This window comes from Cytobacillus mangrovibacter, assembly GCF_042865275.1.
GTDB classification, from domain to species: Bacteria; Bacillota; Bacilli; order Bacillales; family Cytobacillaceae; genus Cytobacillus; species Cytobacillus mangrovibacter.
Genome location: NZ_JBIACJ010000004.1, coordinates 307,461 through 333,785 on the forward strand (window position 1 = coordinate 307,461; position 26,325 = coordinate 333,785).

Annotated in this window: 29 protein-coding genes; 18 read left to right on the plus strand and 11 right to left on the minus strand. The window is 38.7% G+C overall.

Features of this window, described 5'->3' with window-relative positions:
- Positions 1–31: 31 nt before the first annotated feature.
- Complete coding sequence (locus ACFYKT_RS10025) at positions 32–1,024, minus strand: M23 family metallopeptidase (RefSeq protein ID WP_389219066.1); 993 nt, start codon at positions 1,022–1,024, stop codon at positions 32–34.
- A gap of 177 nt (positions 1,025–1,201) precedes the next feature.
- Between ACFYKT_RS10025 and lipA the strand changes: the two genes are divergently transcribed.
- Positions 1,202–2,113: a lipoyl synthase gene (gene lipA, locus ACFYKT_RS10030; RefSeq protein ID WP_389219068.1), complete on the plus strand. Its 912-nt coding sequence runs from the start codon at positions 1,202–1,204 to the stop codon at positions 2,111–2,113.
- Positions 2,114–2,161: 48 nt separating this feature from the next.
- Here lipA and ACFYKT_RS10035 read toward each other — a convergent pair whose 3' ends face one another.
- Positions 2,162–2,734 carry a YhcN/YlaJ family sporulation lipoprotein gene (locus ACFYKT_RS10035; protein WP_389219070.1) on the minus strand — a complete coding sequence of 191 codons (573 nt, stop codon included), beginning with the start codon at positions 2,732–2,734 and terminating at the stop codon, positions 2,162–2,164.
- Positions 2,735–2,864: 130 nt separating this feature from the next.
- Here ACFYKT_RS10035 and ACFYKT_RS10040 point away from each other — a divergent pair, with 130 nt between their 5' ends.
- Complete coding sequence (locus ACFYKT_RS10040; protein ID WP_389219072.1) at positions 2,865–3,140, plus strand: YutD family protein; 276 nt, start codon at positions 2,865–2,867, stop codon at positions 3,138–3,140.
- Positions 3,141–3,191: 51 nt separating this feature from the next.
- Here ACFYKT_RS10040 and ACFYKT_RS10045 read toward each other — a convergent pair whose 3' ends face one another.
- Both ACFYKT_RS10045 and ACFYKT_RS10050 read right to left on the minus strand, forming a co-directional pair.
- A complete protein-coding gene (locus tag ACFYKT_RS10045) occupies positions 3,192–3,485 on the minus strand; it encodes a cytosolic protein (protein ID WP_389219073.1) in 294 nt (97 codons plus the stop codon).
- Positions 3,486–3,805: 320 nt separating this feature from the next.
- Entirely contained in the window at positions 3,806–4,072 is a 267-nt protein-coding gene (locus ACFYKT_RS10050; protein ID WP_389219075.1) for a DUF3055 domain-containing protein, read from the minus strand.
- 190 nt (positions 4,073–4,262) lie between these two features.
- Here ACFYKT_RS10050 and ACFYKT_RS10055 point away from each other — a divergent pair, with 190 nt between their 5' ends.
- The 3 genes from ACFYKT_RS10055 (at position 4,263) to ACFYKT_RS10065 (ending at position 7,101) form a co-directional block, all read left to right on the plus strand.
- The gene (locus ACFYKT_RS10055; protein WP_389219076.1) at positions 4,263–5,567 is read left to right on the plus strand and encodes an EAL domain-containing protein; all 1,305 of its coding nucleotides are present in this window, start codon (positions 4,263–4,265) and stop codon (positions 5,565–5,567) included.
- 19 nt (positions 5,568–5,586) lie between these two features.
- Positions 5,587–6,024, plus strand: coding sequence for a type VII toxin-antitoxin system HepT family RNase toxin (hepT, locus tag ACFYKT_RS10060; RefSeq protein WP_389219078.1), 438 nt, complete (start codon positions 5,587–5,589; stop codon positions 6,022–6,024).
- A gap of 309 nt (positions 6,025–6,333) precedes the next feature.
- Positions 6,334–7,101: a TIGR01457 family HAD-type hydrolase gene (locus tag ACFYKT_RS10065; protein ID WP_389219080.1), complete on the plus strand. Its 768-nt coding sequence runs from the start codon at positions 6,334–6,336 to the stop codon at positions 7,099–7,101.
- Between the two features lie 48 nt (positions 7,102–7,149).
- Here ACFYKT_RS10065 and ACFYKT_RS10070 read toward each other — a convergent pair whose 3' ends face one another.
- Positions 7,150–7,650 carry a phosphatidylglycerophosphatase A family protein gene (locus ACFYKT_RS10070; RefSeq protein WP_389219081.1) on the minus strand — a complete coding sequence of 167 codons (501 nt, stop codon included), beginning with the start codon at positions 7,648–7,650 and terminating at the stop codon, positions 7,150–7,152.
- 472 nt (positions 7,651–8,122) lie between these two features.
- Between ACFYKT_RS10070 and yutH the strand changes: the two genes are divergently transcribed.
- From yutH to thrB, 4 genes are all read left to right on the plus strand, one after another.
- On the plus strand, positions 8,123–9,130 hold the full coding sequence (gene yutH / locus ACFYKT_RS10075) for a spore coat putative kinase YutH (protein ID WP_389219083.1): 1,008 nt from the start codon (positions 8,123–8,125) through the stop codon (positions 9,128–9,130).
- 257 nt (positions 9,131–9,387) lie between these two features.
- Positions 9,388–10,686 carry a homoserine dehydrogenase gene (locus ACFYKT_RS10080; protein ID WP_389219085.1) on the plus strand — a complete coding sequence of 433 codons (1,299 nt, stop codon included), beginning with the start codon at positions 9,388–9,390 and terminating at the stop codon, positions 10,684–10,686.
- Positions 10,683–11,744, plus strand: a complete 1,062-nt coding sequence (thrC, locus tag ACFYKT_RS10085) for a threonine synthase (RefSeq protein ID WP_389219086.1) — start codon at positions 10,683–10,685, stop codon at positions 11,742–11,744. Before ACFYKT_RS10080 ends, thrC begins: the two co-directional genes overlap by 4 nt.
- A complete protein-coding gene (gene thrB, locus ACFYKT_RS10090; protein ID WP_389219088.1) occupies positions 11,741–12,667 on the plus strand; it encodes a homoserine kinase in 927 nt (308 codons plus the stop codon). Before thrC ends, thrB begins: the two co-directional genes overlap by 4 nt.
- Positions 12,668–12,948: 281 nt before the next feature.
- Here the strand turns inward: thrB and ACFYKT_RS10095 are convergent, their stop codons facing one another.
- Positions 12,949–13,188, minus strand: coding sequence for a NifU family protein (locus tag ACFYKT_RS10095; RefSeq protein WP_389219090.1), 240 nt, complete (start codon positions 13,186–13,188; stop codon positions 12,949–12,951).
- Positions 13,189–13,347: 159 nt separating this feature from the next.
- On the opposite strand from ACFYKT_RS10095, the gene ACFYKT_RS10100 reads away from it, so the two are divergent.
- Entirely contained in the window at positions 13,348–13,671 is a 324-nt protein-coding gene (locus ACFYKT_RS10100) for a YuzD family protein (RefSeq protein WP_389219092.1), read from the plus strand.
- 103 nt (positions 13,672–13,774) lie between these two features.
- Here ACFYKT_RS10100 and ACFYKT_RS10105 read toward each other — a convergent pair whose 3' ends face one another.
- Complete coding sequence (locus ACFYKT_RS10105; RefSeq protein WP_389219094.1) at positions 13,775–14,842, minus strand: NAD(P)/FAD-dependent oxidoreductase; 1,068 nt, start codon at positions 14,840–14,842, stop codon at positions 13,775–13,777.
- A 422-nt stretch (positions 14,843–15,264) separates the two neighbouring features.
- Between ACFYKT_RS10105 and ACFYKT_RS10110 the strand changes: the two genes are divergently transcribed.
- A complete protein-coding gene (locus tag ACFYKT_RS10110; protein ID WP_389219095.1) occupies positions 15,265–15,504 on the plus strand; it encodes a YuzB family protein in 240 nt (79 codons plus the stop codon).
- Positions 15,505–15,559: 55 nt separating this feature from the next.
- Here ACFYKT_RS10110 and ACFYKT_RS10115 read toward each other — a convergent pair whose 3' ends face one another.
- A complete protein-coding gene (locus tag ACFYKT_RS10115) occupies positions 15,560–16,261 on the minus strand; it encodes a DUF2225 domain-containing protein (RefSeq protein WP_389219097.1) in 702 nt (233 codons plus the stop codon).
- 273 nt (positions 16,262–16,534) lie between these two features.
- On the opposite strand from ACFYKT_RS10115, the gene ACFYKT_RS10120 reads away from it, so the two are divergent.
- Positions 16,535–16,897 (plus strand): HesB/IscA family protein, encoded by a 363-nt coding sequence (locus ACFYKT_RS10120; protein WP_389219098.1) that lies wholly within the window; start codon positions 16,535–16,537, stop codon positions 16,895–16,897.
- A 106-nt stretch (positions 16,898–17,003) separates the two neighbouring features.
- Here ACFYKT_RS10120 and ACFYKT_RS10125 read toward each other — a convergent pair whose 3' ends face one another.
- A complete protein-coding gene (locus ACFYKT_RS10125) occupies positions 17,004–17,999 on the minus strand; it encodes an NAD(P)/FAD-dependent oxidoreductase (RefSeq protein ID WP_389219099.1) in 996 nt (331 codons plus the stop codon).
- 352 nt (positions 18,000–18,351) lie between these two features.
- Here ACFYKT_RS10125 and ACFYKT_RS10130 point away from each other — a divergent pair, with 352 nt between their 5' ends.
- The 4 genes from ACFYKT_RS10130 to ACFYKT_RS10145 all read left to right on the plus strand — a co-directional run bounded on the left by ACFYKT_RS10130 (position 18,352) and on the right by ACFYKT_RS10145 (position 21,534).
- The gene (locus ACFYKT_RS10130; RefSeq protein ID WP_389219101.1) at positions 18,352–19,569 is read left to right on the plus strand and encodes an NAD(P)/FAD-dependent oxidoreductase; all 1,218 of its coding nucleotides are present in this window, start codon (positions 18,352–18,354) and stop codon (positions 19,567–19,569) included.
- A 363-nt stretch (positions 19,570–19,932) separates the two neighbouring features.
- Positions 19,933–20,058 carry a YuiA family protein gene (locus ACFYKT_RS10135; RefSeq protein WP_389219103.1) on the plus strand — a complete coding sequence of 42 codons (126 nt, stop codon included), beginning with the start codon at positions 19,933–19,935 and terminating at the stop codon, positions 20,056–20,058.
- Positions 20,059–20,256: 198 nt separating this feature from the next.
- Positions 20,257–20,580: a YuiB family protein gene (locus ACFYKT_RS10140; RefSeq protein ID WP_389219105.1), complete on the plus strand. Its 324-nt coding sequence runs from the start codon at positions 20,257–20,259 to the stop codon at positions 20,578–20,580.
- A gap of 237 nt (positions 20,581–20,817) precedes the next feature.
- Positions 20,818–21,534 (plus strand): 3D domain-containing protein, encoded by a 717-nt coding sequence (locus tag ACFYKT_RS10145; RefSeq protein ID WP_389219107.1) that lies wholly within the window; start codon positions 20,818–20,820, stop codon positions 21,532–21,534.
- 98 nt (positions 21,535–21,632) lie between these two features.
- Here ACFYKT_RS10145 and ACFYKT_RS10150 read toward each other — a convergent pair whose 3' ends face one another.
- Positions 21,633–22,109 carry a divergent PAP2 family protein gene (locus ACFYKT_RS10150; protein ID WP_389219109.1) on the minus strand — a complete coding sequence of 159 codons (477 nt, stop codon included), beginning with the start codon at positions 22,107–22,109 and terminating at the stop codon, positions 21,633–21,635.
- Positions 22,110–22,355: 246 nt separating this feature from the next.
- Here ACFYKT_RS10150 and ACFYKT_RS10155 point away from each other — a divergent pair, with 246 nt between their 5' ends.
- A complete protein-coding gene (locus ACFYKT_RS10155) occupies positions 22,356–23,858 on the plus strand; it encodes a leucyl aminopeptidase (RefSeq protein ID WP_389219111.1) in 1,503 nt (500 codons plus the stop codon).
- A 149-nt stretch (positions 23,859–24,007) separates the two neighbouring features.
- Positions 24,008–25,321, plus strand: a complete 1,314-nt coding sequence (locus tag ACFYKT_RS10160) for a Na+/H+ antiporter family protein (protein ID WP_389219113.1) — start codon at positions 24,008–24,010, stop codon at positions 25,319–25,321.
- 93 nt (positions 25,322–25,414) lie between these two features.
- On the opposite strand, the gene ACFYKT_RS10165 is transcribed toward ACFYKT_RS10160, so the two are convergent.
- Positions 25,415–25,933, minus strand: coding sequence for a MerR family transcriptional regulator (locus ACFYKT_RS10165; protein ID WP_389219114.1), 519 nt, complete (start codon positions 25,931–25,933; stop codon positions 25,415–25,417).
- Positions 25,934–26,325: the final 392 nt, after the last annotated feature.

The window sequence follows — 26,325 nt, forward strand, 5'->3', positions numbered from 1 at the left end:
CCCCAAGTTTGGGGTTTTTCGTCTTTAGAGATTACTTTGCCTTTGCTCTTGCACGTTCCTGTCGCTCCCATAGTCTTAAATGAGGATAGGGGTCAAAGGACCATTCTGTGCGTCCATTATCCTTATATATGCCATAGTGGAGATGGGGTGGAAATTTTCCAGATGTACCAGGCGGTCCGTATCCAGAACTTCCTACTCCGCCAATCAGCAGGCCTGGTTCAACAATTTGACCAAGCTTTAAGTCTTTAGCAAAGCCGCTTAAATGGGCAAAATAATGATAATTATTATTAATGTCCCGAAGGCCAATTCGCCAGCCTCCGAAACGATTCCAGCCTTTCATTTCGATAATTCCATACGCGGTAGCTCGAACAGGAACACCGTAATCGGCAAAAATATCGGTTCCTTCATGCATTCTTCTTCCGCCCCAGCCCCGTGCAGCGCCCCATGTATTTTTATAACTATAATTACTTCTTAACGAAACCGGAAATGCATGCTCATCAAGGTTTAAACGTCCGTATTTTTTGTAAATTTTTGCTTTGCCAATTATAATACTGACTGTCTTATCTCGTTTATAATAATCCCATAAGCCCATTTTTATATGATCATGGTCGGTTCCATAGGATAGAAGGTATTGGGAGAAAGCAAATAGCACATCCTCATCACTTGAAAGGGATGCTTTACCGTCTCCATCCCCATCCACACCCATTCCATTGAAAAACTGGATGGATATAGGATTGTCATCAGATAGATCAGGATTTAAAGGGCCAGCCCATTCCTCAGGCTTGAAATAGATGCCTGTAAGTCCCTCTGCTTTTGGAATATCCTTTCTTGCTTGCCGTACGTTCCGCTCATATTGGTCAATCCCTGCGAGATAGTACCAGGGGATATGTGAAACGGATTCCATTCTTCTGTATAATTCCATTCTCTGCTCGTAAATAGTGGGCTCGCTTGTTTGAGCCTGCCCGAACGTACTAAATGATACTGACAACAACAATGTGAAAAAAACTGTGAGAAAGAGCCGCACAAAAATCCTCCCTTCATCGTTAGTATGCCTATTTAGTTTGTGGGATTTCCAGAAATTCATATCCATCAATTATTGGTAATGCTGTTATATTCGACTTGTCCTTGATTCTCCCATATGATAAAGTGACATCAGGTATAAGAAAATGTTGATTTTTTTATAAATGGGGTGGGAAATAGTATGAATAAGCAAGAAGAATATTTACGCAAGCCGGAATGGCTAAAAATAAAATTAAACACCAATGATAATTACACAAGCTTAAAGAAAATGATGAGAGAAAAAGGACTGAATACGGTTTGTGAAGAAGCCAAATGTCCAAATATCCATGAATGCTGGGCCGAAAGAAGAACAGCTACTTTCATGATCCTTGGAGACACTTGTACAAGGGCATGTCGTTTCTGTGCAGTCAAAACTGGCCTACCGACGGAATTGGATTTACAAGAGCCCGAAAGAGTGGCGGACTCTGTTGCATTGATGAATTTAAAGCATGCGGTTGTTACGGCTGTTGCTAGGGATGATTTAAAGGACGGCGGTTCGGCTGTTTTTGCTGAAACGATTCGAGCAATCCGAAGAAAAAGTCCATTTACAAGTATTGAGGTTTTACCATCTGATATGGGTGGCGTATACGAAAATTTAAAAACTCTTTTGGATGCCCGTCCGGATATTTTAAACCATAATATTGAAACGGTTGAACGCCTTACGCCAAGAGTAAGAGCACGTGCGAAATACCATCGATCATTAGAACTGTTACGCCGTGCAAAGGAGCTTCAGCCGGATATTCCAACGAAATCTAGCTTAATGATTGGACTTGGAGAAACAAAAGAAGAGATCATTGAAACGATGGATGCACTGCGTGCGAACCACGTGGACATTATGACAATTGGTCAATACTTGCAGCCTTCTAAGAAGCATTTAAAGGTGCAAAAGTATTATCATCCAGATGAATTTAAAGAATTGAAAGAAATTGCTTTAAGCAAAGGCTTTAGTCATTGTGAAGCTGGTCCGCTTGTCCGTTCTTCTTACCATGCGGATGAACAAGTAAATGCGGCCACACAGCGAAAACAGGCCATGAGTGAAATTAAAGAAGCGTAATGCAGAAGAAAGAGTTCAGCTAATGTAGAGCCGAACTCTTTTGTTCATTTATTTTCCTTGAGGAGATTTTTGGATGTCCTTTATTAGCTTGTCAATGGCAAAATGCGCATTGCGGCTATCTGAATCCAATGTGGCGAAGCTTTCCACATTTTGTCTTAATGCGGTATTATCACTTACATAAATGTTATACCAGCTTGGGACAACAGACATGGCCATCTTTTTCACTTGATCGGCTGTATGGTTTCGTGAATCAGTATCTGTGGCATAAATGATGATCACTTCTTTATCAGTTACAAGTGTAGATACATCGTACACATTGGGTACCTCTGTACAATACTTTCCAATAATGTCAGCCACTTTTTCTCGGTCAATTGCTGCATAATGATCATAGGAGACATTTTCACCCACGATTGGACTTCTATGATGGCGAACATAGCCAAAGTCTTCGCTTTTATTGGTTGATCCATTATTTCGATTATAAATATCAGCTCGCTGATCATTTACATTGATCGTGTTCCCGCTTTCTTCATAAAGACTATCCTGCGCCATATTGCTATTGTTTTGACAGGCAGTTAAAGAAGTGAGACCGCAAATACCGATAATAATCAATGATTTTTTCAATTAAAAGCACCTCCTCATTAATAGAATTACCAAGTGATTATTTTTTTCTCTTAGTAATTGATGGGGAATCAGTTATAATTTAATAAATAAAGTAAGCGCTTTTCGCATTTCGATTGAATGAGGTGAAAAAATGGTCTGTATTAATAATGTTTGCTATGAAGTGATCGAAGAAAAGCGAGATGGCTTTAATGAGGAAGCATTTCGCGGCAGGTATAGTGAAATTTTGACGAGATATGATTATATCGTAGGTGATTGGGGATATGGCCAGCTTAGATTAAGAGGTTTTTTTGATGATCAAAACCAAAAAGCAACTTTTGATACGAAAATCAGCACATTAACGGAATACTTATATGAATTTTGTAATTTTGGCTGTGCCTATTTTGTTGCAAAGAAAGTGGAAAAGTAAAGATGTATGAGGCAAAGACAACTTTGATTATTTGGTTGTCCTTGCCTCATTTTACTGTTGATAATCGTTGTAGGGTGATTGCGTGCTTGTATTAGGATCATCGTGCGGAGGATGGGCTCCATCCATTTGTCGTGGCATCCCTTCATGCAATGTTTTATTTTCGTAATTATAAGCACTATGTTTTCGTTGCCCAGGCAGCCAAGGAGTGCTCTTATTTTGTACGAGCTCATCTTTATTAATAGGAGAACCATATGCCCCTTCTGGATATTCTTCGGCTGTAAGAAAATTTCTTTGACTTTCGACATTTGAAAAGTCTGTATAGATTCTTCGGTCTTTATCACCCATTCAAGTCACTCCTTGATATGTTCAAATAATAAGGCTGTTTTCGACAACATTGTTGCTAACGGAAATGTAGTGTGTAGAGGTTGATTTCCGCTCCAGGACGCTCGCTTTCCGCGGGGTGGGAGGTGAGCCTCCTCGGAGCATCCGCTCCTGTGGGGTCTCACCTGTCCCACTCCTCCCGCAGGAGTCTCGCGCCTTCCGCTCCAATCAACTAACTTTTTTTGTCAACAATCTTTTTGAAAACAGTAAATAATAAAGGAGAATCTTCATTTAGAAGATTCTCCTTTATTATTTGTAATGATTAGGACATTCATTCAATGTGCTTATACTAACTCAAGCAGGAAGGAACGTAATTCTTCTGCATCTTCCTCAGAAAGATTAAAGGCATATTCTAAATACCCTTCTTCTTCTAAATCATCCGGGCCAATAATCGCAAAGCGACTCCCCTGAATATCAAGAACTATTTGTTTTCCATAGTATCTATCAGATTGAATGATCGCTAAATCAAAACGTTGGTTTTCTCCGACAAAGCTAACGAATCGTGTTCTCGTGTTCACAATTTCATCATATAAAAAAAATCGATCAGTCATAAGTAAAGTTCTCCTTTTAGTATGTTCTTCCTGTATGAATGATAACCTCCATTCTATCTTAACAGAACAAAAAGAAATTCTCACTTTCCTAATTATTATTTCCATAAATCTTTCTAGTTACGGAAAAATAAGCTAGGTTTGTGATAAAATAAAAATAAGTAGAATGTCGCACCTGAGAGGAATGAGGCAAATGGCCCTTCAATGCAATAGGGTATTAAAGAGCTTTAGCAAATGGATGAAAATCTTTCTTCCATTACCCAAAATGAGATTTTATCCGCCTCAGTTTATTGTTCGTGATCCAATTACAAAAGGGGTTAAGCGAGCATTCAAAAGTGGCAATGAAGTAGCAATTGTTGTATTTACAATCAAAAATTTGCGTGAGCTTTCCAATCAGCTTGGCCAACTGGGATATACAAAATTTATTGCATGCCTAAAGAAGACGTTTCGAGAAGTCATTAAACTTGAAATCGAAGAAGATGATATCATTGCCCTCCATGATTACTCTAGTGATGGACTGACTTTGTTTTTATCGATTGATCATAATCATCATTGTGTGACAGAAATTGATAAGCGAATGAGAAAGATTATCCGCGAGGTAGAGAAAAACTTGTATGCTGAAATGCCGGCAGCACAGCCAATTTTTGATACAGGTTATATGTTTATTGAAAAGAAGCATTATTCTATTCAGGAAGCAATATTAAAAGCGAACCAGCAGGCACTGGCAATGGCTGAAAAACGAGTTCGTTCGGAATTCAATGATATGCTGTATACCGTTAATAAGATAGTCGCTCAGAAGGATATACGTATGCTTGCTCAACCTATTATTAATGTGGCTACAGGTGAGGTGAAGGCATGGGAAATGCTGACGCGAGGGCCAAAAGGCACAGGCTTAGAAAGCCCGCTGCAGCTATTCTCTATTGCCAAACAAACGGGGATGCTTTATGAGCTTGAAATGATTGTATTTGAGAAAACATTGGAGCAAATTAAAGCAACTGGCTGTACACAGGATATCTTTATTAATTTTACACCGATTACATTAGGAAATGATCGGTTTATAAGAGATATTAAAAAGATGCTCTTAAAGAACAAAAGTATTTCTCCGCATCAAATTACGCTCGAAATTACTGAAAGAGACTCCATTGATGGAATGGACAACTTTTTATACAATATAAAGGTATTAAGGACTTTAGGTTTTCGGATCGCGGTTGATGATACCGGTGCTGGATATGCTAGTTTGCATTCCATTAGTGAAATTATGCCTGATATTATTAAGATTGACCGTTCAGTCATTCAGGATATCGATAAAAACTCAGTTAAAGAATCGATGCTGCAAGGACTTCTTTTAATAGCAAGAGAAGCAGGATCACTTGTTGTGGCTGAAGGCATTGAAAATAAGGAAGAAGCTTCAGTTCTATCGAGAAATAGAGTGGACTTGGCGCAAGGATATTTCTATGCTCGTCCGAAAGCTCTAGAAAAAGGATTGAAATCATCCTAATTGAAGAAAGGTGAGAGATATGTATTTTGTTGATAGGGAGAAGATAGAAACAACGCTCCAGTATTTAGAACAGCAATTTTCCCTTTTTGAAATGATAAAAGAATGGCATTCACCGATTGAAAAAGCGGCAATGGCACGGACAACACAAATGATGATTGAGGCAATTCTTGATGTCGGGAACGCAATGATTGATGGATTTATTATGCGGGACCCTGGAAGTTATGAGGATATCATTGATATTTTGGATGACGAAAAGGTTATTCATGAGGAACTAACCGTTAGCTGCAAACAAATAATCAAATATCGAAAAATGCTTGTACAGGAGTATACAGAAATCAATTACGAAGAAATCCTAGCGGTATTTACTGAACACTTACCTGTCATTAAAAAGTTTCCAACGAACGTAAGGGAATACTTATTAAATGAGCTAGGTCCTGTATCAGCTTTTCGAAAATAGGAAAAACTTTTTTAAAGGGTCGGAATGTATCCGACCTTTTTCTGTGGTTCTTTTCTAAAAGATTATTGTTTTTGAATAAGTTTTCTTCTTCTCAAAAAGAATGGTTGATTGGAGCGGAAGGCGTGAGACTCCTGCGGGAGTAGTGGGACAGCTGAGACCCCACAGGTGCTTTAGCGCCGAGGAGGCTCAGCGCCCACCCCGCGGAAAACGAACGCCTGGAGCGGAAATCAACCTTTACCCATTCAAAACTTTGCACAAAATCTAATAATTGTTTAAAAATAGGCTAATGAGAAGGCAGGAGAGATTCAAATGAGGAAATATAAAGGATATTTAATTGATTTAGATGGAACAATGTATCGAGGCACAGAGTTGATTGAAGAAGCAGCAGACTTTGTGAATCAGCTGCGTAAGTTGGATTTGCCATACCTTTTTGTTACGAATAATTCTTCCAGAACTCCTGAACAAGTGGCAGAGAAGCTCCGGTCATTCGAGATACCAGCAGATCCAGAGCAGGTATTTACAACAAGCATGGCAACAGCAAACTACATATATGAGCAAAAAAAGGATGCTTCTGTGTATGTGATAGGAGAGGAAGGAATTCGGACAGCGCTGGCTCATAAGGGGCTAACATTCGCTGAAGAGAATGCTGATTTTGTCGTTGTGGGTATTGACCGTTCCATCAATTATGAAAAGCTGGCGACTGCTTGCTTGGCTGTTCGAAATGGTGCCACATTTATCTCAACAAATGGGGATATCGCTATTCCAACGGAAAGAGGCCTCCTTCCAGGTAATGGCTCGCTAACATCAGTCATTACAGTTTCAACACAAACGATCCCATTGTTTATTGGAAAACCAGAATCAATTATTATGGAACAGGCTTTACAAGTGCTTGGAACGAAAAGTTCTGAAACGCTTATGGTAGGAGATAATTATGATACGGATATTTTGGCTGGGATGAATGCTGGAATGGATACACTGCTCGTTCATACAGGAGTCACGACCAAGCAATTGTTATCTGGTTATGAGAAAAAGCCGACATATGTTGTGGATTCGCTTAATCATTGGCAGTATTTATAGAGAAAAAAAACCAAAACGCTTGGATCCAAGCGTTTTGGTATGTGAATATTATTTTGTTCCATGTGCTCTATGGGCTAAGCGGCTGGATGCTGCTGCTGCAATGGCTCCAACGATATCATCTAAGAATGTATGGCACTTCCCTGAACTTTTATCATTTAAATCACCTAAAATACCGGGTTTTAATTTATCAATATACCCAAAGTTTGTAAACCCAATGGATCCGTACACATTTACAATGGATAAGGCTAAAACTTCATCAACCCCGTAAAGACCTTCATCAATTTCGATTACATGCTGCAATGGTTCAAGAAGTTTCTTTTCCTCTGCAAGCACATCAAGTTGAATTCCTGTTAAGACAGCATTTTGCACTTCCCTTTTTGAAAGAACGCGCTCAACATTGTCAATGCAATCTTGCATTTGTAAATCTGGGTGATATTTCTCTTGAAGAAAGTAGACTAAATCAGCAATATCTTGAATTTCTACCCCACGTTCATGCAGCCATTTTCGCGCTGTTTGCTCAATAATATCAACAGATTGTTCTTCATTCATCGGCTCCACCTATTTTCTGTTATTTTTCATTAAATATATACTAACTTGACAGAAATTATGCCTTTCCTGCCCCCTGGAAATATTTGCCCCTCCATCATATCTTAGCGCTTCGGTTTTAATCAAGGGATGAAAGGCATTAATTGTTTATTCTAGCTGGACAAGAAAAGAACAAGTTTTGCCTAAATCATTCATATAATGTCCTAAGGTACTTGAAAAGGCTCTTTTCTAAATAATTGTTGTTTTTGAATAAGTTTTCTTCAGATAAAAAAGGTTGTTGATTGGAGCGGAAGGTGCGAGACTCCTGCGGGAGGAGTGGGACAGGTGAGACCCCACAGGCGCTTTAGCGACGAGGAGGCTCACCGCCCACCCCGCGGGTCGCTGCGCATCCTGGAGCGGAAATCAACCTCTACCAACAACTGCTTCATTAGCATCAATATTTGTGAAAAAAGCCTTGAAAAAAAGAGGTGTAAATATGTTGATCCAATTACTTGAAAAGCAATATGGAATTGAGATTGATGAAGAAATACGTGTTGGAAAATATCAAGCGTGCAGAAAACAAGGGCAAATCTATTTATTTATACCAGTAGAAGGGTTTGGTGATGAAGAGCTTTTTGAATTGGAAATGCTTGCTGAGCATCAAGCTAGAAACGGGGAGAAATATTGCAGCACTTTTCTAAAAACAAAGGATGGCAAGCAATTTAGCGAGTGGGAGAATAGAAGATATTGTGTATTAAAAAATGAACATATTCAGAATCGGAAAGTAAATCATTTTGGCAGAAAACTAGCGAAATTCCATTATAGAGGCAGATCTGTTTCTTTTGCAGTGAATAAATTGAGCCGCATTGGCCAATGGAAGCAATTATGGGAAACAAGAATTGATCAGATGGAGAGAGTATGGAATGATATGCTATTCCAGCAGCCTGATAATGAATTCGAACGGATGTTTTTGGAATCATTTCCATACTATATGGGAATAGCAGAAAATGCCATCCAATACCTTGTAGACACAGAGCTAGATGATGAACCTTCAATGATGGATAGCGGGACTGTTTGTCATGTGAGATTCACAGAGAATACATGGGGAAATTCATATTATATCAAGAATCCCTTTGATTGGGTTTTTGATCATTCTTCAAGGGACCTTGCAGAATGGACAAGAGAGAAGTATTTCCACAATATAAAAACATATGAGCCAGACCTGCGGAAGTTCATCTCAGATTATCAAAGCATCACCCCGCTATCCTCGTTTTCATGGAGACTTTATTATGCACGAATTCTCTTCCCGCTCCATTATTTTCATTGTATTGAAACCTATTATGGATCAAGCTCAGAACAAGAGAAAAAGCTACTTGAAGAAAAGCTTCATAAATTTTTGCAGCAATCAGATGATCATGAACGATTTCTTGCCCGGTTTTATGAATTTTCCGAAGCACCAGTGCTAAAGTGGAAGATCCCATTGATAGATTGGTTAAAAAAATAGAAGCAGCCTGTAGGGTGTGGCCGGAATATTGATCAGTTTGCTTGATCATTTTTTTCGACTGTATCCCTTCAGGCTTTTCTTTTTACTTGGATGAACGCGAAATTAGAATGTGTAAGTGGAGACAATAAAAAGTCATTTCGTCAGAATAATGAGAAAAACTATTGTATTCAGAAGAGATCAGCACTATAATGTCTACTATACAAATACAAATGTACATACAGGAAAAACATCAATTGGTATTACTAAGGGGGATCATAATGGAGGAAATTTCAATTGGATTATTAGGTTTAGGAACTGTGGGATCTGGAGTAGTGAAAATCATTGAGAACCATCAGGATAAGCTCACCCACCAAGTAGGATGTCCAGTAAAAATAAAAAAAATCCTTGTAAAGGATTTACATAAAGAACGGGCCGTTGAAGTTAACCAATCTATGCTTACGTCTAATCCAGATGAAGTCTTAAATGACCCGGAGATTGATGTGATTATTGAAGTGATAGGAGGCGTTGATGAAACAAAGAATTATATAAAGCAAGCATTGCTCAATCGGAAGAATGTAGTAACAGCGAATAAAGATTTAATGGCGTTATATGGTGCTGAGCTTCTGATGACTGCTTCAGAAAATGGTTGTGATCTTTTTTATGAAGCAAGTGTTGCAGGAGGCATTCCTATTTTAAGAAGTCTTGTTGATGGATTGGCCTCTGATCGGATTACAAAGATGATGGGGATTGTGAATGGAACGACTAATTTCATCCTAACAAAAATGACAAAGTTTGGCAGTGCGTATGAGGATGTGTTAAAGGAGGCACAGGAGCTTGGTTACGCTGAAGCAGATCCAACTGCTGATGTGGAAGGACTTGATGCAGCAAGGAAGATGGCCATTCTTTCAACACTAGGGTTTTCAATGAATATTGATTTGGCCGATGTGAAAGTACAGGGGATCACAGGTATTACAGAAAGTGATCTAGAATATGGCAAGCAACTTGGATACACGATGAAGCTTATTGGAATTGCTAATCGAGAAGGAGAAAAGGTTGAAGTGAGTGTTCAGCCGACTTTATTGTTAGAAACCCATCCGCTCGCATCTGTTCAGAATGAATTTAATGCAGTCTATGTATATGGGGAGGCTGTTGGAGAAACGATGTTTTACGGACCAGGTGCAGGAAGTTTGCCGACCGCTACAGCAGTTGTCTCTGATCTTGTTGGGGTGATGAAAAATATGCGTCTTGGCGTGACAGGAAAAAGCGCGGCAACTCCACAATACAAAAAGCAGCTGAAGGAACCAGGGGAAATCTATTCAAAATATTTCTTGCGTTTACATGTAGCAGATGAAGTAGGAGTCTTTGCTGATATAACGTCAATATTCTCTGAACATCATATTAGTTTCGAGAAAATTCTTCAACTGCCACTGAAAAATAAGGGGCTTGCAGAGATTGTATTAGTTACCCATCAAGCTTCATTACAAGACTATGAAGATAGTTTAGTTAAATTAAGAGATTTGCATGCCGTTCAGACAATTGAAAGTTCATACAGGGTGGAAGGGAGTGCAATTGTATGAGGTGGGAAGGACTATTAAAAGCCTATAAAGATTATTTGCCAGTGAATGAGCATACACCTTTACTGACATTAAATGAAGGAAACACACCTCTTATCAGGTTGAATAAGCTTTCTGATGAATGGGGAATTGACCTTTATGTGAAAACAGAAGGCACAAATCCAACTGGTTCATTTAAAGATCGGGGAATGGTCATGGCCATAGCAAAAGCAAAGGAGGAAGGCAGTGATACTGTTATATGTGCTTCAACAGGCAATACTTCTGCAGCAGCTGCTGCATATGCAGCTCGAGCGGGATTAAGATGCATCGTCGTTATTCCAGAAGGGAAAATTGCGATGGGGAAGCTTGCACAGGCAGTGATGTACGGGGCTGAAATCATTTCTATTGAAGGAAACTTCGATGAAGCATTGGCGATGGTAAGAAGGATTAGTGAAACAGAATCTATCACTCTAGTAAACTCGGTCAATCCTTACCGTCTAGAAGGGCAGAAAACAGCTGCCTTTGAAATATGCGACCAGCTAGGAAGTGCACCTGATATTCTTGCCCTTCCAGTCGGAAATGCCGGCAATATCAGTGCCTATTGGAAAGGGTTTAAAGAATATCATGAAGGAAAAGAGACTGGATTGCCGCGAATGCATGGGTTTGAAGCAGATGGAGCAGCAGCGATCGTACATAATCGGATCTTTGAACATCCTGAAACGGTTGCCACGGCCATTCGAATTGGAAACCCTGCAAGCTGGCATTTAGCAACGGAGGCTTTAAGAGAATCAGCAGGTAAGATTGATGAAGTAAGTGATGAAGAAATTCTCTGTATGTACAGAAAGTTAGCCTCTTCAGAAGGCATTTTTGCTGAGCCTGCCTCCTGTGCTTCACTTGCTGGAATATATAAGCAGCTGCGTAATGGGGAGATTCCTCATCAGACAAGAATAGTTGCCATTTTGACAGGAAATGGACTAAAGGATCCTAATAGTGCCATTGAATATAGCCCGGTACAGCCTATTGTTTTACCAAATGATATGTTTGCAGTTGCTGAGCATATTAAAGGGGTTGTGCGTGCATGAGCGAAGAGGAAATGCTCATCATTAAGGTCCCAGGCAGTACGGCAAATTTAGGTCCAGGCTTTGATTCGGTTGGCTTGGCATTGGCCATTTATTTAACATTAGAGGTGGAAAAAGGGGACAGGTATGAAGTTATCCCTCTATCTGAAAATTTAAATGCTTTCCCAAAAGATGAAACGAATTTTGTTTTTCAAATCGCTCTGGATACGGCAGCAAAGTATAATAAAAAGCTGCCAACCTGTCGAGTGAGAATGAACAGTGATATTCCGCTTGCAAGGGGATTAGGCTCCAGTGCAGCAGCTATTGTGGCAGGAATTGAACTGGCTGATTCACTTTGCGGGCTTCATTTAACAAAACAAGAAAAACTGGAAAGAGCATCAATGATAGAAGGTCATCCTGATAATGTAGGTGCAAGTCTTTTTGGTGGCCTGGTTGTAGGGTGTCAGCTAGAGGAGGTAAGCGTTGTAACGTTTCATCAACTAGAACTAGACATTGTTGCTGTCGTTCCAAAAGAAGAACTATTAACAAAGGAATCAAGAGGCTTGTTGCCAAAGACCCTTTTATATCAGGAGGCAGTACAAGCTGGTGCGATTGGCAATGTGCTTATTGCTGCTATATTAAAACAAAACTTTAAGCTCGCTGGAAAAATGATGAAGGCTGATCGCTATCATCATCCATACCGGAAAGAAATTGTCCCTCATTTAGCCCAAATTGAAGAAATGGCGCCAGATCTAGGAGCATTTGGAGTAGCTTTAAGCGGGGCAGGCCCAACCGTACTATGCCTAGTGGAAAAGGGAAAAGGCACTTTTTTAGCAGAAGAGCTTTCTAAAGCATTGCCAGAAATGAAATACCTTCGTCTGAAAATAGATCAAACTGGAAGCAAGGTCTATTCATCGTTAGTAAGTGAGATCTGTCCGTCTAATTAAATGACACTTATTTAAAAATTGCTGTTTTGGATTAGTTGTATAAATGAAAACTGTTGACAAAAAAAGTTGTTGATTGGAGCGGAAGGCGCGAGACTCCTGCGGGAGAAGTGGGACAGGTGAGACCCCGCAGACACAAAAGTGTCGAGGAGGCTCAGCGCCCACCCCGCGGAAAGCGAGCGACCTGAAGCGGAAATCAACTTCTACCATCTATATTTTCATTAGCAAATGGTTGCGAAATCAGCCCATAAAAAAACGATGTCAAATTGACATCGCTTTTTTTATTAAAATACTTGTTCAACTTCTGTGATGCCAGGTACTTCTTCTAAAAGCGCACGTTCAATACCTGCTTTTAAAGTGATGGTTGAGCTTGGGCAAGTACCACATGCGCCAAGTAAGCGAAGCTTTACAATTCCATCTTCTACATCAACTAGTTCACAGTCTCCCCCATCTCTTAGAAGGAATGGACGCAATTTATCTAATACGACTTGAACTTGTTCAAGCATGGTTGTTTGTTCTGCCATTGTAATCTACTCCTTTCATAATACTTATTATAATCATTCTCACTGCAAAAATCTATTTAAAGAAGCCGATTTACTCGAAATGAGAAATTACTTAAGTTTCTAACATCATAATATTGTAAAATAGAATAAAAGGTACTTATAAAAAAGGGGGACAATCGTATGAAGCAAGAAATTGAAATGACTGTTTATGGTGCTGAGCAGCTATGTCCAAGTTGTGTAAACCTTCCTTCTTCTAAGGAAACATATGAATGGCTGAAAGCTGCAATAGCTAGAAAATACCCTAATCAGCCTTTTAAAGTAACATATGTAGATATCCTTAACCCGCCAGAAGATGAAGAGAAGAAAAACTTTGCTCAAAGGGTGATAGAGGAGGATATGTTTTACCCCGTTGTTTTAATTGAAGATCAAGTTGTTGGGGAAGGAAATCCAAGGCTAAAAACCATTTATGCAGAAATGGAAAGACGCGGATATACAGCAGTATGAAAAAAAGAGAGCATTCCAATATAGGAGTGCTCTTTTTTCGCTGTATATAATCTGATGTTGTAGATAACTTGGTGGCGAATTAGTCTACGTTCAGCTCCAGCGCCTACCCGCGGTGATTCTTATACATCCACAAAATCCCGGATTTTATCATTCGTGCCACACGGCCTGTAATTGGCCGCTCAGCAACAACTCCAAACCCATGCTTTTTGCCAAGTGAGCCAAGAACCCCTTTTAGTTTAATGGTAGGCAATTCTTCAGGTAATTCTTCATTATTCCAACGTTTCAATAGAATTTGTACAATCTGCTCCGCTTGACCTTCTGCAAGCTGCGCACTAGGTGCATGCGGCAGGCTTGCACAGTCACCAACAACATAGATATGTTCATCTGTTGGAAGATTATGATGCTTAGTTAGAATAACACGGCCCTGTGTATCTTTCTCAACATCCATATCCCTTACGACTTTATTCGGCTGAATCCCTGCTGTCCACACAATGGCATCACATGGAACGGGTTCATCATGATTAAAAAGGATGTTTTCTTCTACTCGTGTAATATTGGAGTGGCTGACAATTTCAACACTGTGGTCTTCAAACCATTTTTCTACATAGGTACTTAATCTTTCTGGGAATGCTGATAGAATGTGGCTGCCACGATCAAATAATTTAATTTTTAAATCTGGACGGCTCTCATGAAGCTCTGAAGCAATTTCTACTCCGCTTAATCCAGCTCCAACAATTGCTACCACTGAACCTGGGGTTAAGTTATTTAATGCTTGATAAGTCGCACGTGACTTTTCGATTGTTTGGATGCTATATGTATGCACATCTGCACCTGGCACATTATGATACTTATCTTCGCATCCTAGGCCGATGATTAAATCATCAAATGATACAGGACTATCCTCATGCAGGATGACCGTTCGATCTTCAAGATTTACACCCATAATTTCCCCATACTTAATTGTTAATCTTGGATGCTCCGGATAGCTAACCCGTACATGCTGATCCGAAATAGTGCCTGCAGCCAATGCGTAATACTCTGTTTTTAAACAATGATAAGGAACACGATCGATTAAAGTAATAGATACATCTTCTGGAAGTTGATTGGGCAAAAGCCTAGCAAGAGCCCTCATCCCGCCATAGCCCCCACCAAGTATAACAAGATTTTTCATTGTAAATTCCCCTTTAAGTCTGTTCTAAAGTAGTGATTTTTCTGAAAAATAGCCTTAAAAAAATAGAAATATTAATAGATAGGCTTGTTAAAGCTAAATGTTGATTACTACACTCTGTTGATTGGAGCGGAAATCAACAGTCTAGTTTCACAAAGCCAATAGTTAAGTACCTTTATCCAATAGAAAGTATAACGAAATTGTGACAAAATCACAACAGTTATAAGCTGAAACTTGACAAAACAAGCTAATAGGTTTTTAATGTCAATCCGACAAAGAACTATAAAGAAGGTGAATACAAAAGTTATTGCAGATTTAAGTGAAAAAAGGTAGCATTAGGTGTGAATGAATAGTGAATTTGCCTGCTTGGAGCAGCTTAAATAGATAAACAATCGTTCAAGGGTATAAATTAAGAGGTGATAAAAGTGATAAAGCCAATCATCGAGTTTTGTTTCAGTAATCTGGCAAGTGGCTCACAAAAGGCTTTAGAAATATTGGAAAAGGATTATGACCTTGATGTGATAGAGTATGGCTGTCTTGGCTATTGTGGGAAGTGTGCGAGTACTCTTTTTGCACTTGTAAATGGTGAAGTTGTTACAGGCGAAACCTCAGAAGAATTAGTGAAAAACATCTATCAATTTATTGAGGATAATCCTATGTTCTAGAATGACTCCTGATTACTATAAAAATCCCCTATGGTTTCACACCATAGGGGATTTTTTATATAATATCTTGTGCTGCTTTTTGTTGTTCGCGAATATCATACCATCGCTCTTTGGCCATATTGATAATGCCAGTTTCAACCGTTCGTTTCTGCTGTTCAATTACTTTTGAGAAATACTTGACAGCTTGCTCGATCTGATAAGTTCTTCTTGCTAGTTCTCCAATTAAATAAAGGATGCGAACTTCAGATACCTGTGTCCCTCTAAAGTCATCCGTCATATAGGATTCCATATATGCATTCATCGCCAGCGTCATAAAGCGCTGTTCTTGCTCTTCATTTTCAAGAATTCGATAGAGCCAAGCGAGTCTAACGTATGTTCCAGCAATAATAATATATTTTTCTTTCTTCAATAAACTACAATAAATGGCTAATTTATATGTTTTTATTGCATCAGTGATTTTTCGGTTCTGGCCGAAATCATGTGGGACCCACTGGCTGCATACTTTTGATTGGATTTCTTCAACGGACCCAGGTGGAAAATAAGGTGAAAAATCGTCTGTTGAGGAATAACCGCAATGTGGACAAACATTTACATGATATAAAATTGGATTGGCCTCTAATGAGGAATAAATTGGACAAAAATCAGTATCATAGCTCATCACTTTAATAAATCTTGAACGAAGTTTCTTCGTCGTAAATGCCTTTTTGCACATTTTACATTCGCATTTTTTGTCATAAATGGGTTCAATTTCTGTCACCTGAGATCGCCTCCTTGGTACAAAAGATTTATGTCGTTTTTTTATAAAAGTCATACATTAATACTATAATTATACTCTATTCAGTGGTAAAAGCACTAAAAATACATGAACTTTTAAGAACAAATGAGTAAGTTTACCTATTTGTTTTAGCTACCCTTCAAGCCTATTTATAAAAATGGATGGATTCTGATTAGTTGAGGACCGAAGTGTTAGTGTATATACTATTAATAAGATGAATTTGTTTTTAAATTTAAAAACAAGGAGGGAATAAAGATGAATGAAGTGGTTATTTTAACTGAAGCGGCTGCTTTGCAAATAAAAGAAATGATGAAGGCGAATGAGGAAGAAAATTCTTATTTACGTGTTTCTGTAAAAGGTGGCGGTTGCAGCGGCTTATCATATGGAATGGGTTTTGCCTATGAGGTGGAGGAAGACGATGCCGAATTCGAACAATATGGCATTCACGTTCTTATTAGTAAGGAGGATGCAGCGATCCTTCAAGGGACGAAGATAGATTATAAACAATCCATGATGGGCGGCGGCTTTACGATTGATAATCCGAATGCCATTGCTTCATGTGGCTGTGGATCATCATTCCGCACGGCAACAGCAGCTGGGACGCCGGAAGAGTGCTAATAATGAAATGTTGGGGTTGGCTGGTTAAGCTTTTATGAGTGTGCTTACATTCAGCAGCCAAATGAAAAAAGGTATCCAAATTTTAACGTTTGGATACCCTTTTATATTAATTAAACATAGAAGAGCTGTGTAATGGCTGGATTTTTGCTTTTGGATCAATGTAAGCCTTTGCATTATTTACAGCTGTCGGTGCTTCACCAAAGCCGCAGGCAATAAGCTTCACTTTTCCATCATATGTACAAATATCGCCAGCAGCATAAATACCAGGAATATTCGTTTCCATTTTTGAATTCACTACGATGGAATTCTTTTCGATTTCAAGTCCCCACTCTTTAATCGGACCAAGTGAAGAAACAAAACCATAGTTACAAATAACCGCGTCTACATCAAGTGTTTCTTTTTCCTTATCAGTTACACCCTCAAGGACAACTTGTGCAATCCCATTGTCACCTGCGATTAATTCAGCAGGAATGAAAGGTGTTTTGATTTCAACCTTAGAGTTATGGAGATTTTCAACACTATGTTCATGAGCACGGAATTTATCGCGGCGGTGAACAATCGTTACTTTTTCAGCAATCGGCTCTAGCATTAATGCCCAATCAACCGCTGAGTCCCCACCACCAAAAATAACTACTTTTTGGCCAGCAAATTGATTTAAATCATCAATAAAGTAATGAAGATTTTTTCCTTCATATTGTGCAGCACTTTCAAGCTCTAAGCGGCGCGGTTGGAATGCACCATTTCCAGCAGTAATAACAACTGTTTTTGTATAATGAATTTCTTTGTTTGTAGTCAGCTTGAAAATACCATCTTCCTGCTTTTCGAGTTTTTCTACTGATTGTTCAAGAGCAGTAGCAGGCTCGAATTTAGCCATTTGTTCCTTTAAATTGTTAATTAACTCTTGAGCACGCACTTTTGGAAATCCAGCAACATCATATATGTATTTTTCAGGATAAAGGGCCGATAATTGACCACCAAGCTGTGGCAAGCTCTCAATAATTTTTACAGAAGCCTGTCTCATTCCACCGTAGAATGCAGTGAATAAACCAACAGGTCCCCCGCCAATAATAGTTATATCGTATACTTTTTGATCTTCTTTCACTCTGTATCCCCCCAAAATTATAGTGCAACTTCCCCCAATATCATATCATAAATTAATATAAAGCTCACTCTTTGGGGAAAATATTATGAAAAGGGGAAATACTCTAAACATATCCGCTGAACAGAAATTTAAGAGGGGAAGCGTTGGAAAAAGGTGCTAAAGTTTAAATTTTCAAAATGCCTTTTTTACCTTTTTAAGCTTGAAAATTAAATGGAAAAAGAATAATATGTAATGTGAGCATATTGTTAATGTTTTGTGACAATTTATCAACATTTTTTTGACTGTTTTAGTGAATTGCATCACAAACTCTTTATTATAATATAGAAAATACTAAAAAGGTGGAAGATACACGTTGAGAAAGGCGAAAATTGTTATTTTAGGAGCAGGTTACGGCGGTTTAATGACTGCGACTCGTCTACAAAAAGCAGTTGGGGTGAATGAAGCTGAAATCGTGTTAGTAAATAAAAATAGCTATCACTATGAAACAACTTGGTTACACGAAGCATCTGCTGGTACTCTACACCATGACCGTGTTAGATATGAAATTAAAAATGTCATCGATACAAATAAGGTTAACTTTATTCAAGATACAGCTGTCGAAATTAAAACTGAAGAGAAAAAGGTTATCTTAGAAAATGGTGAAATCGACTTTGACTATTTAGTCGTGGCCCTTGGTGGGGAATCAGAAACATTTGGTATTAAGGGATTAAAAGAATACGCTTACTCTATTGTAAACGTTAATTCTGCACGTCAAATCAAAGAGCATATTGAATTCCAGTTTGCAACTTATAATACAGAAGAAGAGAAAAAAGATGAGCGTCTGACAATCGTTGTTGGAGGAGCTGGATTTACGGGTATTGAATTCCTTGGTGAGCTAGGAAACCGAATTCCAGAGCTTTGCAAAGAATATGATGTAGATCCACAAAAAGTGAAAGTGATTTGTGTTGAGGCTGCACCAATGGTTCTTCCGGGATTTGATCCAGAGCTTGTTAATTATGCAGTTTCTCATCTAGAGAAAAAAGGTGTAGAATTCCGTATTGGAACGGCTATTAAAGAAGCAACACCTGAAGGTATTATTGTTGGTAAAGGCGAAGATGAAGTAGAAGAAATTAAGGCAGGTACGGTTGTATGGGCTGCGGGTATTCGCGGAAATGCAATTATTGAGAAATCAGGATTTGAAGCCATGCGCGGCCGTGTAAAAGTACAGCTTGACTTAAGAGCTCCTGGTCATGATAACGTCTTCATTATTGGGGATTCTTCTTTAATGATTAATGAAGAAATTAACCGTCCATATCCACCAACTGCTCAAATTGCGATGCAGCAAGGGGAAACATGTGCAAGAAATCTAGCTGCTTTGGTTCGCAACAAAACCGAATTAGAAACATTTAAGCCGGATATTAAGGGAACTGTGTGTTCGCTTGGTGAAGATGATGCAATCGGTGTAGCGTTCGGCAAGAAAATGGTTGGAGCAAAAGCTTCATTCATGAAGAAAATGGTTGATAACCGTGCATTATACATGATCGGTGGCCCTTCGCTTGTTATGAAAAAAGGGAAATTCAACATTTTATAATTAAGTGGTTATATAAGGGGTCAGGCAGTCGAGCCTGGCCTCTTTTTTTGGGAGAGAAAATAACAATAACATTAGAAATAGCGTCTCAAATCGCATATGGTTTGGGACGCTTTTTTTGCTGTCCTTCATGAAGCTGATGTAGCTTCTTCCTCCTAGAACGCACCAATAACTAGCCAGCCTGACTACCTATCTCGAAAATTAATATTGAATTTTCTGAAAATAGGAGAAAGGAAGAGAATTTAAAAGGAATTCCTAATTGTATGCGTTTCCAGTCACCCTTTTTCGCTGATTTTAGCACTTTTCATTTTCTCAATTTCTTGATATATTATCAGAAAATTCAGTTACAAAAAGGAGATGGAGAGAATGACAGCTAAGAATTATGAATCAAATGGATGTGCATACTGCTCAGGAAAAGGGTATTTTCAGCTTTTACTTGGTGGGTCGGAAACTTGCACATGTTGTAGTGGTTCAGGTCAGAAAAAAGAATAAATACACTCGCTTTGACTTGGCATTTCTTTATTGCCCAGCTCCAAGCCAAGCTGCTCAAAAGGTTAAAGGTCACAACCTTTTAGACAGCTTGTCTTATGCTTGTCAGGGCTGACCAAGGAGCTTCCGCATTTCTTTATTGACTCCCATTTGTACATTCAGTACACTAAGTATTGATGTGCAAAGGGAGGAACAAAAAAGATGGAAATGACGATTTTCGTATTGCCTATTTCAATGGTGCTTTTCTTCGTATTATTTTTTGGGATTGGCTTTATCTTAAATATGCTTCTAAGAATGTCATGGATTATGGCGATTGTATATCCAATTATTGCTATTTTTATAATTGATAAAGTTCGATTTATTGAATATTTTAATAATAGTAAAGAGTCATTTTTGAGTTTAGGTACTGAATTATCCCAGTTGGCTACTGCTGATATACTTATCCTATCCAGTGGACTGGCAGGAGCTATTGGAGCCGGTATAACGATGAAAATCCTTCGTAAAAAAGGGTACCAAATGTTCTAAATATAGGTTCTGTTCTATTGATAACAATCTTTTAGAAAAAAGCCTAAAATATAAAAATCTCTGCTTCGTGCAGAGATTTTTTTGTTTTTGTAGAAGTGATAAAAAACGTAAAAACTCCTTGGAAATAAAGGGCTTTTTGCCAAAATCAGAATGGATAGTTTCCTCCATTTCATTCCTGTGATGAATATTTCATTGAAAGTTGGGAAATGAATATTCTTGGGAGGAGTGAAATTATATATGAGAAGAATAAAAAATTGGACAAGACGAATAATAATGTCAACTTTATTTATTGCCGCATTATTAACGACCTTTCAATCAATATCGGGAGTGGAGGCAAGATCTCTTATTAATTATTTTGGTAGTGAAGAGATGAGCACGAACGAACAATCTGATCAAAATCATTTTGACCATACATTTAAGAAGATTGAAGTTGCTTTCAAATTTTTAAAGCGATTCGTGAATGGTGATTTACAAATCTCTTCTAGTAAAGCCGTATCTGGACATCCGCCAACTTTAGAAGAGTCCATTGATTGGACACAGTATCCAATTAAGACGGTTGTGGCAACAGGCTATACGGCCTATTATGAATCAACAGGTAAGCACCCCGACCACCCTGGGTTTGGTATTACATATTCTGGAGTAAAGGTGAAAAGGGATTTGTATTCAACGGTAGCCGCAGACTTAAATGTATTTCCGATTGGAACCATTCTATTTGTACCTGGCTATGGATATGGCGTTGTTGCAGATAAAGGTGGCGCCATTAAGGGAAATAAAGTTGATCTTTATTATGAGACAGTGGATGATGTGTATAATAAATGGGGCAAAAAAACATTGGATGTCTATATCGTAGAAATGGGTGATGGTTCCATCACCGAGGAAGAGCTTCATGCCCTTAATGAAAATGAATCCATGCAAGTCTTTCGTCAGCAATATATTAAGTCAGAACAGGAATAATGTTCATAAAAACAGGCAACTTCCTTTTCGTGGATTTGCCTGTTTATCATTTACTATTTAATTATTCAATAGGAATCAAGTCATTCAGAGCCTGCCTATTAATGAAGCAGAAAGTGAAGAAATAATGTTAAAAGTACACCTGTCAGCCCGCCGAAAAAGACTTCGATCGGTTTGTGTCCAAGAAGCTCTTTCAATTCTCTTCTTTTCTCTTGCTCCGCCTTTTTTTGCCAGTGTTTGGCTTCCTCTACAAAACGGTTAAACTCCGATACTAATTGATTAAGGACAATTGCTTGTTCCCCGGCTTGCCTGCGAACGCCTGTTGCATCAAACATCGTAATGATCGCGAAAACAGCAGACACGGCAAAGATAGCCGAATTTAAGCCTGTTTCTAAAGCAACACCAGTTGATAGAGCAGTTACAGCAGCTGAGTGTGAGCTTGGCATCCCCCCGGTACTTGTAATGAGCGACCAATTTAATTTTCGAGAGGCAATAAAGTGAATCGGAACTTTTACAAATTGAGCAAAGAAGATGGCCGCAATGGCAGACCATAGGGGGAAATTCATCAATAATTCCATTTACAACCCACCCTTTTGTATAGATCACAATGTACCTTAATGAGGCAGATTGCGTAATTTAATCATTGAAAAATAAGTGCGTAAATTTCATCCCGTTTGTTAAGATGATAATAATAATTCAGAAAGAGTGCAAATGTTTTTTGTAGAATGACTTCATTAATTTTTAATTTATCTTAAGAAGATTAGCTAGTCGAAATAGTTTTCAATTTCAGATATAATGAAAGCATCTTTTATGGGGGTGAAGCAATGTTTACAGTAAAGACAGAAATGAACTATTCAAATGAACATGAGTGTTTAATTATTGGTTTATTTGAAAAGCCGAATAAATTTGATGGGATTCTTTCTCAAATAGATAAGCTATTCAATGGTCAATTAACAGAGCTTGTCAAAAGTGGGGATCTTTCAGCAAGAAAAAAGGTCATTTCAAAAGTACATACATTTGGAAATATCGGTGCAAAAAGATTATTTGTGGTTGGACTTGGACGAGAAAAGGACTATTCTTTCGAGGTATTGCGCGAGGCATTAGGGAAAGCTTTTAAAGCAGTAAATTCAGCAAAATTATCTAGTGCTGCGCTTTTCTTAGATTCATTTATAAATGAAAATGTAGATGCACTTGATGCAGCACATGCTGTCAGTGAAGCGTACGCATTATCTACCTATCGATTCGAAGGATACAAACAAAAGTCGAATGAACCTAATCAATCAATTGAAGATATTTCCGTCTATTGCGAATCAGCTGATGAAGAAGATGTGAAAGCTTCGTTAACCGTTGGGTACGCATATGGGAAAGGAACAAATTCTGCACGTACACTTGTTAACTTGCCAGGTAATATGCTGACGGCAACCGATATGGCAAACTATGCGCAAGAGTTAGCTGTGAAATATAATTTTGAAGCGGAAATTCTTGAAAAGGAAGATATGCTCAAACTTGGTATGGGTGCATTACTAGCGGTAAACCAAGGCTCTACCGAACCTCCAAAAATGATCGTTCTGAAGTATCAAGGAAAAGAAGAGTGGAAGGATGTTATTGGTTTAGTTGGGAAAGGAATTACTTTTGATACAGGTGGTTATTCTATTAAGTCAAAAGACGGCATTGTCGGAATGAAAACAGATATGGGTGGAGCTGCTGCTGTTCTAGGAGCAATGGAGATTATCGGTGAACTAAGACCAGAGCAAAATGTCGTAGCTGTTATCCCATCTACAGATAATATGATTAGCGGCAATGCCTTTAAACCAGATGATGTCATCACTTCGATGAGTGGAAAAACGATTGAGGTATTGAATACGGATGCAGAGGGTCGATTAGTTCTTGCAGATGCCGTTACATATGCATTGCATCATGGAGCGAACTACCTAGTGGATGTAGCAACATTAACAGGTGGTGTGATTGTTGCTCTAGGAATGGAAACAACAGGAGCTTTAACGAATAATGAAGCATTATGGGAGCAGGTTCTTGAAGCTTCTTACGAGGCTTGTGAACCAATCTGGCGCCTTCCTTTATTCGAGAAAGATAAACAAAGGGTTAGAAGCAGCAAAATAGCTGATTTAAATAACTCACCTGGACGTGAAGGGCATGCCATTATGGGTGGTGCATTCGTAGGTGAATTTACAGAGGGTAAACCTTGGGTACACTTAGATATCGCAGGAACCTCTACCACTCGTAAGGAACACGACCTTGGGCCATCCGGTGCTACTGGTGTAATGGTTCGAACACTTGCCTTACTTGTAGAAAGATTTGAAACTGAATAGAATGAGGCTTAAAGCTCCGGGACTTTCCTGGGGCTTTTTTTTTCGAAAAAAATTGACAAAAAGATATAAAATATGATAATTTTATTATCATATTTTAACACTCTACCAATTTAATATAATAAAGTAAGAGAAGAGAAAGGAAGTACACCATGAATGCTGTCATAGTTGCTGTTTTAGTTATGCTAATATTAAGCCTTTTACGTGTGAATGTCGTTTTATCCTTAATTGCCGGTGCCTTGATAGGTGGCTTAACAGGTGGTTTAGGTATGGAACAAACGATTGAAGTATTCTCCAATGGTCTTGGAGGGAGTGCCGAGGTAGCATTAAGCTATGCTCTGTTAGGTGGATTTGCTATTGCAATATCTAGAACAGGCCTGCCAAATTTAGTTGTAGAATGGATTTTGCAAAAGGTTGGAAAAGAAGGAGAATCCAAGGGGAAGACATTATCTAAAGCACTTATTGTTTTATCTATTTTAATAATGGCCTGTTTCTCTCAAAATGTCATTCCTATTCATATTGCTTTTATCCCCATTCTTATTCCCCCACTATTAAAGGTGATGAATGAACTAGGGATTGATAGGCGTTTGATCGCTTCTGTTTTAACTTTTGGTTTAACAGCTCCGTATATTTTGCTTCCAGCTGGTTTCGGAAAAATCTTTCACGAGATTCTAGCAGATAATATGGAAAGCAGCGGGCTTGCTGTCGATATGAGTGATATTCCAAGAGCGATGCTTATCCCAACAGCAGGGTTAGTAGTTGGACTGCTAGTGGCTATATTTATCTCTTATCGAAAAAAGAGAATCTATCAGCAAAATGCAACAGTTGATATAGAAAAAAGAGAATACAGAAAATCAGGGATCATTTTCTCGTTCATTGCTATAATAGCTGCCCTTTATGTTCAAATTCAATTAGACTCAATGATTTTCGGTGCATTGACTGGAATTCTTGTTATTTACGTAAGTGGTGCGGTGAAATGGAGAGAAGCGGATGAGCTTTTAACTGAAGGGATGAAAATGATGGCCTTTATCGGCTTTGTCATGCTTGCTGCCTTCGGATTTGCCGATGTATTGAAAGAAACTGGGGATGTAACAAGTCTTGTTGAACAATCAGCTGCGATTATTGGCGATAATAAGTCGCTTGCTGCCCTTCTTATGCTAATTGTCGGCCTGCTTGTTACGATGGGGATTGGCTCTTCCTTTTCAACGATCCCGATTATTGCGACGATCTTTGTGCCGCTTTGTCTTGAGCTTGGATTCAGTCCAATGGCAACGATTGCTTTAGTAGGAACGGCAGCCGCACTAGGAGATGCAGGCTCTCCGGCATCTGATAGTACATTAGGGCCAACAGCTGGGCTGAATGTAGATGGCCAGCATAATCATATTTGGGATACATGTGTCCCAACATTCTTACATTATAATATCCCACTCATCCTCTTTGGCTGGTTGGCAGCAATGATTCTTTAATCTTAAAAGCAGCTTCTTTTTTATAGAAGCTGCTTTTAACTAGTTGAAAGACAGTAGCAATGGGCGGTATACAGGGATAGTGGAGACTGGAAATTAAAAGCCGAATAGCGAGGTGATGAAGCTTTTCTTTTTTAGATTCTTTTTCGGTTTTTCTTGGTCAAAAATAAATAAGTTTTCTGAGGGAATGCTCTTCTTTATTCCATTTGCTTCATCTTCAAGATGTTCTATACGTTCGTGAAGCTTCTTTACCTCAGCTTGAAGCTCCTCTATTTCCCGACGATGCTGTAAGAGCTGGTAAGATACAACATCATCCGCTTTTTGATTTAATCTTTGATCAAAGTCATTCATTCTTGCGATAAGCTTTTCAGTGATTGAATCGTTCACGGCGGCTTTTACTGTTCCTTTACGTGTCTTTTTCTCTACTGAGAGATCTTGTAGCATGACTCCTGTTTTGAGCTGTTCCTGAACATGCTTTAGTAATGTAATGTCTTCATCTGTAAATAGATAGTGACCAAGTTCATTTCGTTCCATTTTGAGCTCCAGCTGTTTGACCCACCGCTGAATAGTGCTTGGCGAAACCCCTAGCAACTTTGCGACTGCACTTGTATTCATCCTAGAATCCCCCTTTAATAACAAACAATGAGTGCACCCCTCTTTGTTTGTCCTATCTATGATTGGATTCTTCCTTAAAGAACAGATTCCTTCCTGTGTGACAAAACAAGTTTCTATTCGGCAAAGAAAGTGAATATATTACAAGTTTTTGATGAATGTCGATTCGTTTCTTTATACGGATAAGTACTTTTTATTCTGTTTTAAAAAAGTCCTTAAATACAATTGCAGCAAACCCAAAATAGCTGTGTAGGGAAATATTTGTAGAGATAGATGGCATGGAATTGTATAGATAATACATAATAGCTCTCTCCTTTTCATTAAAATGCTTCCCCCTGATGAAATACCGCCTCTTCATCAGGGGGAAGTTCGTTTGCAATAAATAATTTTCGTGA

Bases quoted from the DNA above. Each gene is read 5' to 3' on its own strand.
- lipA (WP_389219068.1), top strand. From the start codon at position 1,202: ATGAATAAGCAAGAAGAATATTTACGCAAGCCGGAATGGCTAAAAATA.
- ACFYKT_RS10040 (WP_389219072.1), top strand. From the start codon at position 2,865: ATGGTCTGTATTAATAATGTTTGCTATGAAGTGATCGAAGAAAAGCGA.
- ACFYKT_RS10045 (WP_389219073.1), bottom strand. From the start codon at position 3,485: ATGGGTGATAAAGACCGAAGAATCTATACAGACTTTTCAAATGTCGAA.
- ACFYKT_RS10050 (WP_389219075.1), bottom strand. From the start codon at position 4,072: ATGACTGATCGATTTTTTTTATATGATGAAATTGTGAACACGAGAACA.
- ACFYKT_RS10055 (WP_389219076.1), top strand. From the start codon at position 4,263: ATGGCCCTTCAATGCAATAGGGTATTAAAGAGCTTTAGCAAATGGATG.
- hepT (WP_389219078.1), top strand. From the start codon at position 5,587: ATGTATTTTGTTGATAGGGAGAAGATAGAAACAACGCTCCAGTATTTA.
- ACFYKT_RS10065 (WP_389219080.1), top strand. From the start codon at position 6,334: ATGAGGAAATATAAAGGATATTTAATTGATTTAGATGGAACAATGTAT.
- ACFYKT_RS10070 (WP_389219081.1), bottom strand. From the start codon at position 7,650: ATGAATGAAGAACAATCTGTTGATATTATTGAGCAAACAGCGCGAAAA.
- yutH (WP_389219083.1), top strand. From the start codon at position 8,123: ATGTTGATCCAATTACTTGAAAAGCAATATGGAATTGAGATTGATGAA.
- ACFYKT_RS10080 (WP_389219085.1), top strand. From the start codon at position 9,388: ATGGAGGAAATTTCAATTGGATTATTAGGTTTAGGAACTGTGGGATCT.
- thrC (WP_389219086.1), top strand. From the start codon at position 10,683: ATGAGGTGGGAAGGACTATTAAAAGCCTATAAAGATTATTTGCCAGTG.
- thrB (WP_389219088.1), top strand. From the start codon at position 11,741: ATGAGCGAAGAGGAAATGCTCATCATTAAGGTCCCAGGCAGTACGGCA.
- ACFYKT_RS10095 (WP_389219090.1), bottom strand. From the start codon at position 13,188: ATGGCAGAACAAACAACCATGCTTGAACAAGTTCAAGTCGTATTAGAT.
- ACFYKT_RS10100 (WP_389219092.1), top strand. From the start codon at position 13,348: ATGAAGCAAGAAATTGAAATGACTGTTTATGGTGCTGAGCAGCTATGT.
- ACFYKT_RS10105 (WP_389219094.1), bottom strand. From the start codon at position 14,842: ATGAAAAATCTTGTTATACTTGGTGGGGGCTATGGCGGGATGAGGGCT.
- ACFYKT_RS10120 (WP_389219098.1), top strand. From the start codon at position 16,535: ATGAATGAAGTGGTTATTTTAACTGAAGCGGCTGCTTTGCAAATAAAA.
- ACFYKT_RS10135 (WP_389219103.1), top strand. From the start codon at position 19,933: ATGACAGCTAAGAATTATGAATCAAATGGATGTGCATACTGCTCAGGA.
- ACFYKT_RS10140 (WP_389219105.1), top strand. From the start codon at position 20,257: ATGGAAATGACGATTTTCGTATTGCCTATTTCAATGGTGCTTTTCTTC.
- ACFYKT_RS10145 (WP_389219107.1), top strand. From the start codon at position 20,818: ATGAGAAGAATAAAAAATTGGACAAGACGAATAATAATGTCAACTTTA.
- ACFYKT_RS10150 (WP_389219109.1), bottom strand. From the start codon at position 22,109: ATGGAATTATTGATGAATTTCCCCCTATGGTCTGCCATTGCGGCCATC.
- ACFYKT_RS10155 (WP_389219111.1), top strand. From the start codon at position 22,356: ATGTTTACAGTAAAGACAGAAATGAACTATTCAAATGAACATGAGTGT.
- ACFYKT_RS10160 (WP_389219113.1), top strand. From the start codon at position 24,008: ATGAATGCTGTCATAGTTGCTGTTTTAGTTATGCTAATATTAAGCCTT.
- ACFYKT_RS10165 (WP_389219114.1), bottom strand. From the start codon at position 25,933: ATGAATACAAGTGCAGTCGCAAAGTTGCTAGGGGTTTCGCCAAGCACT.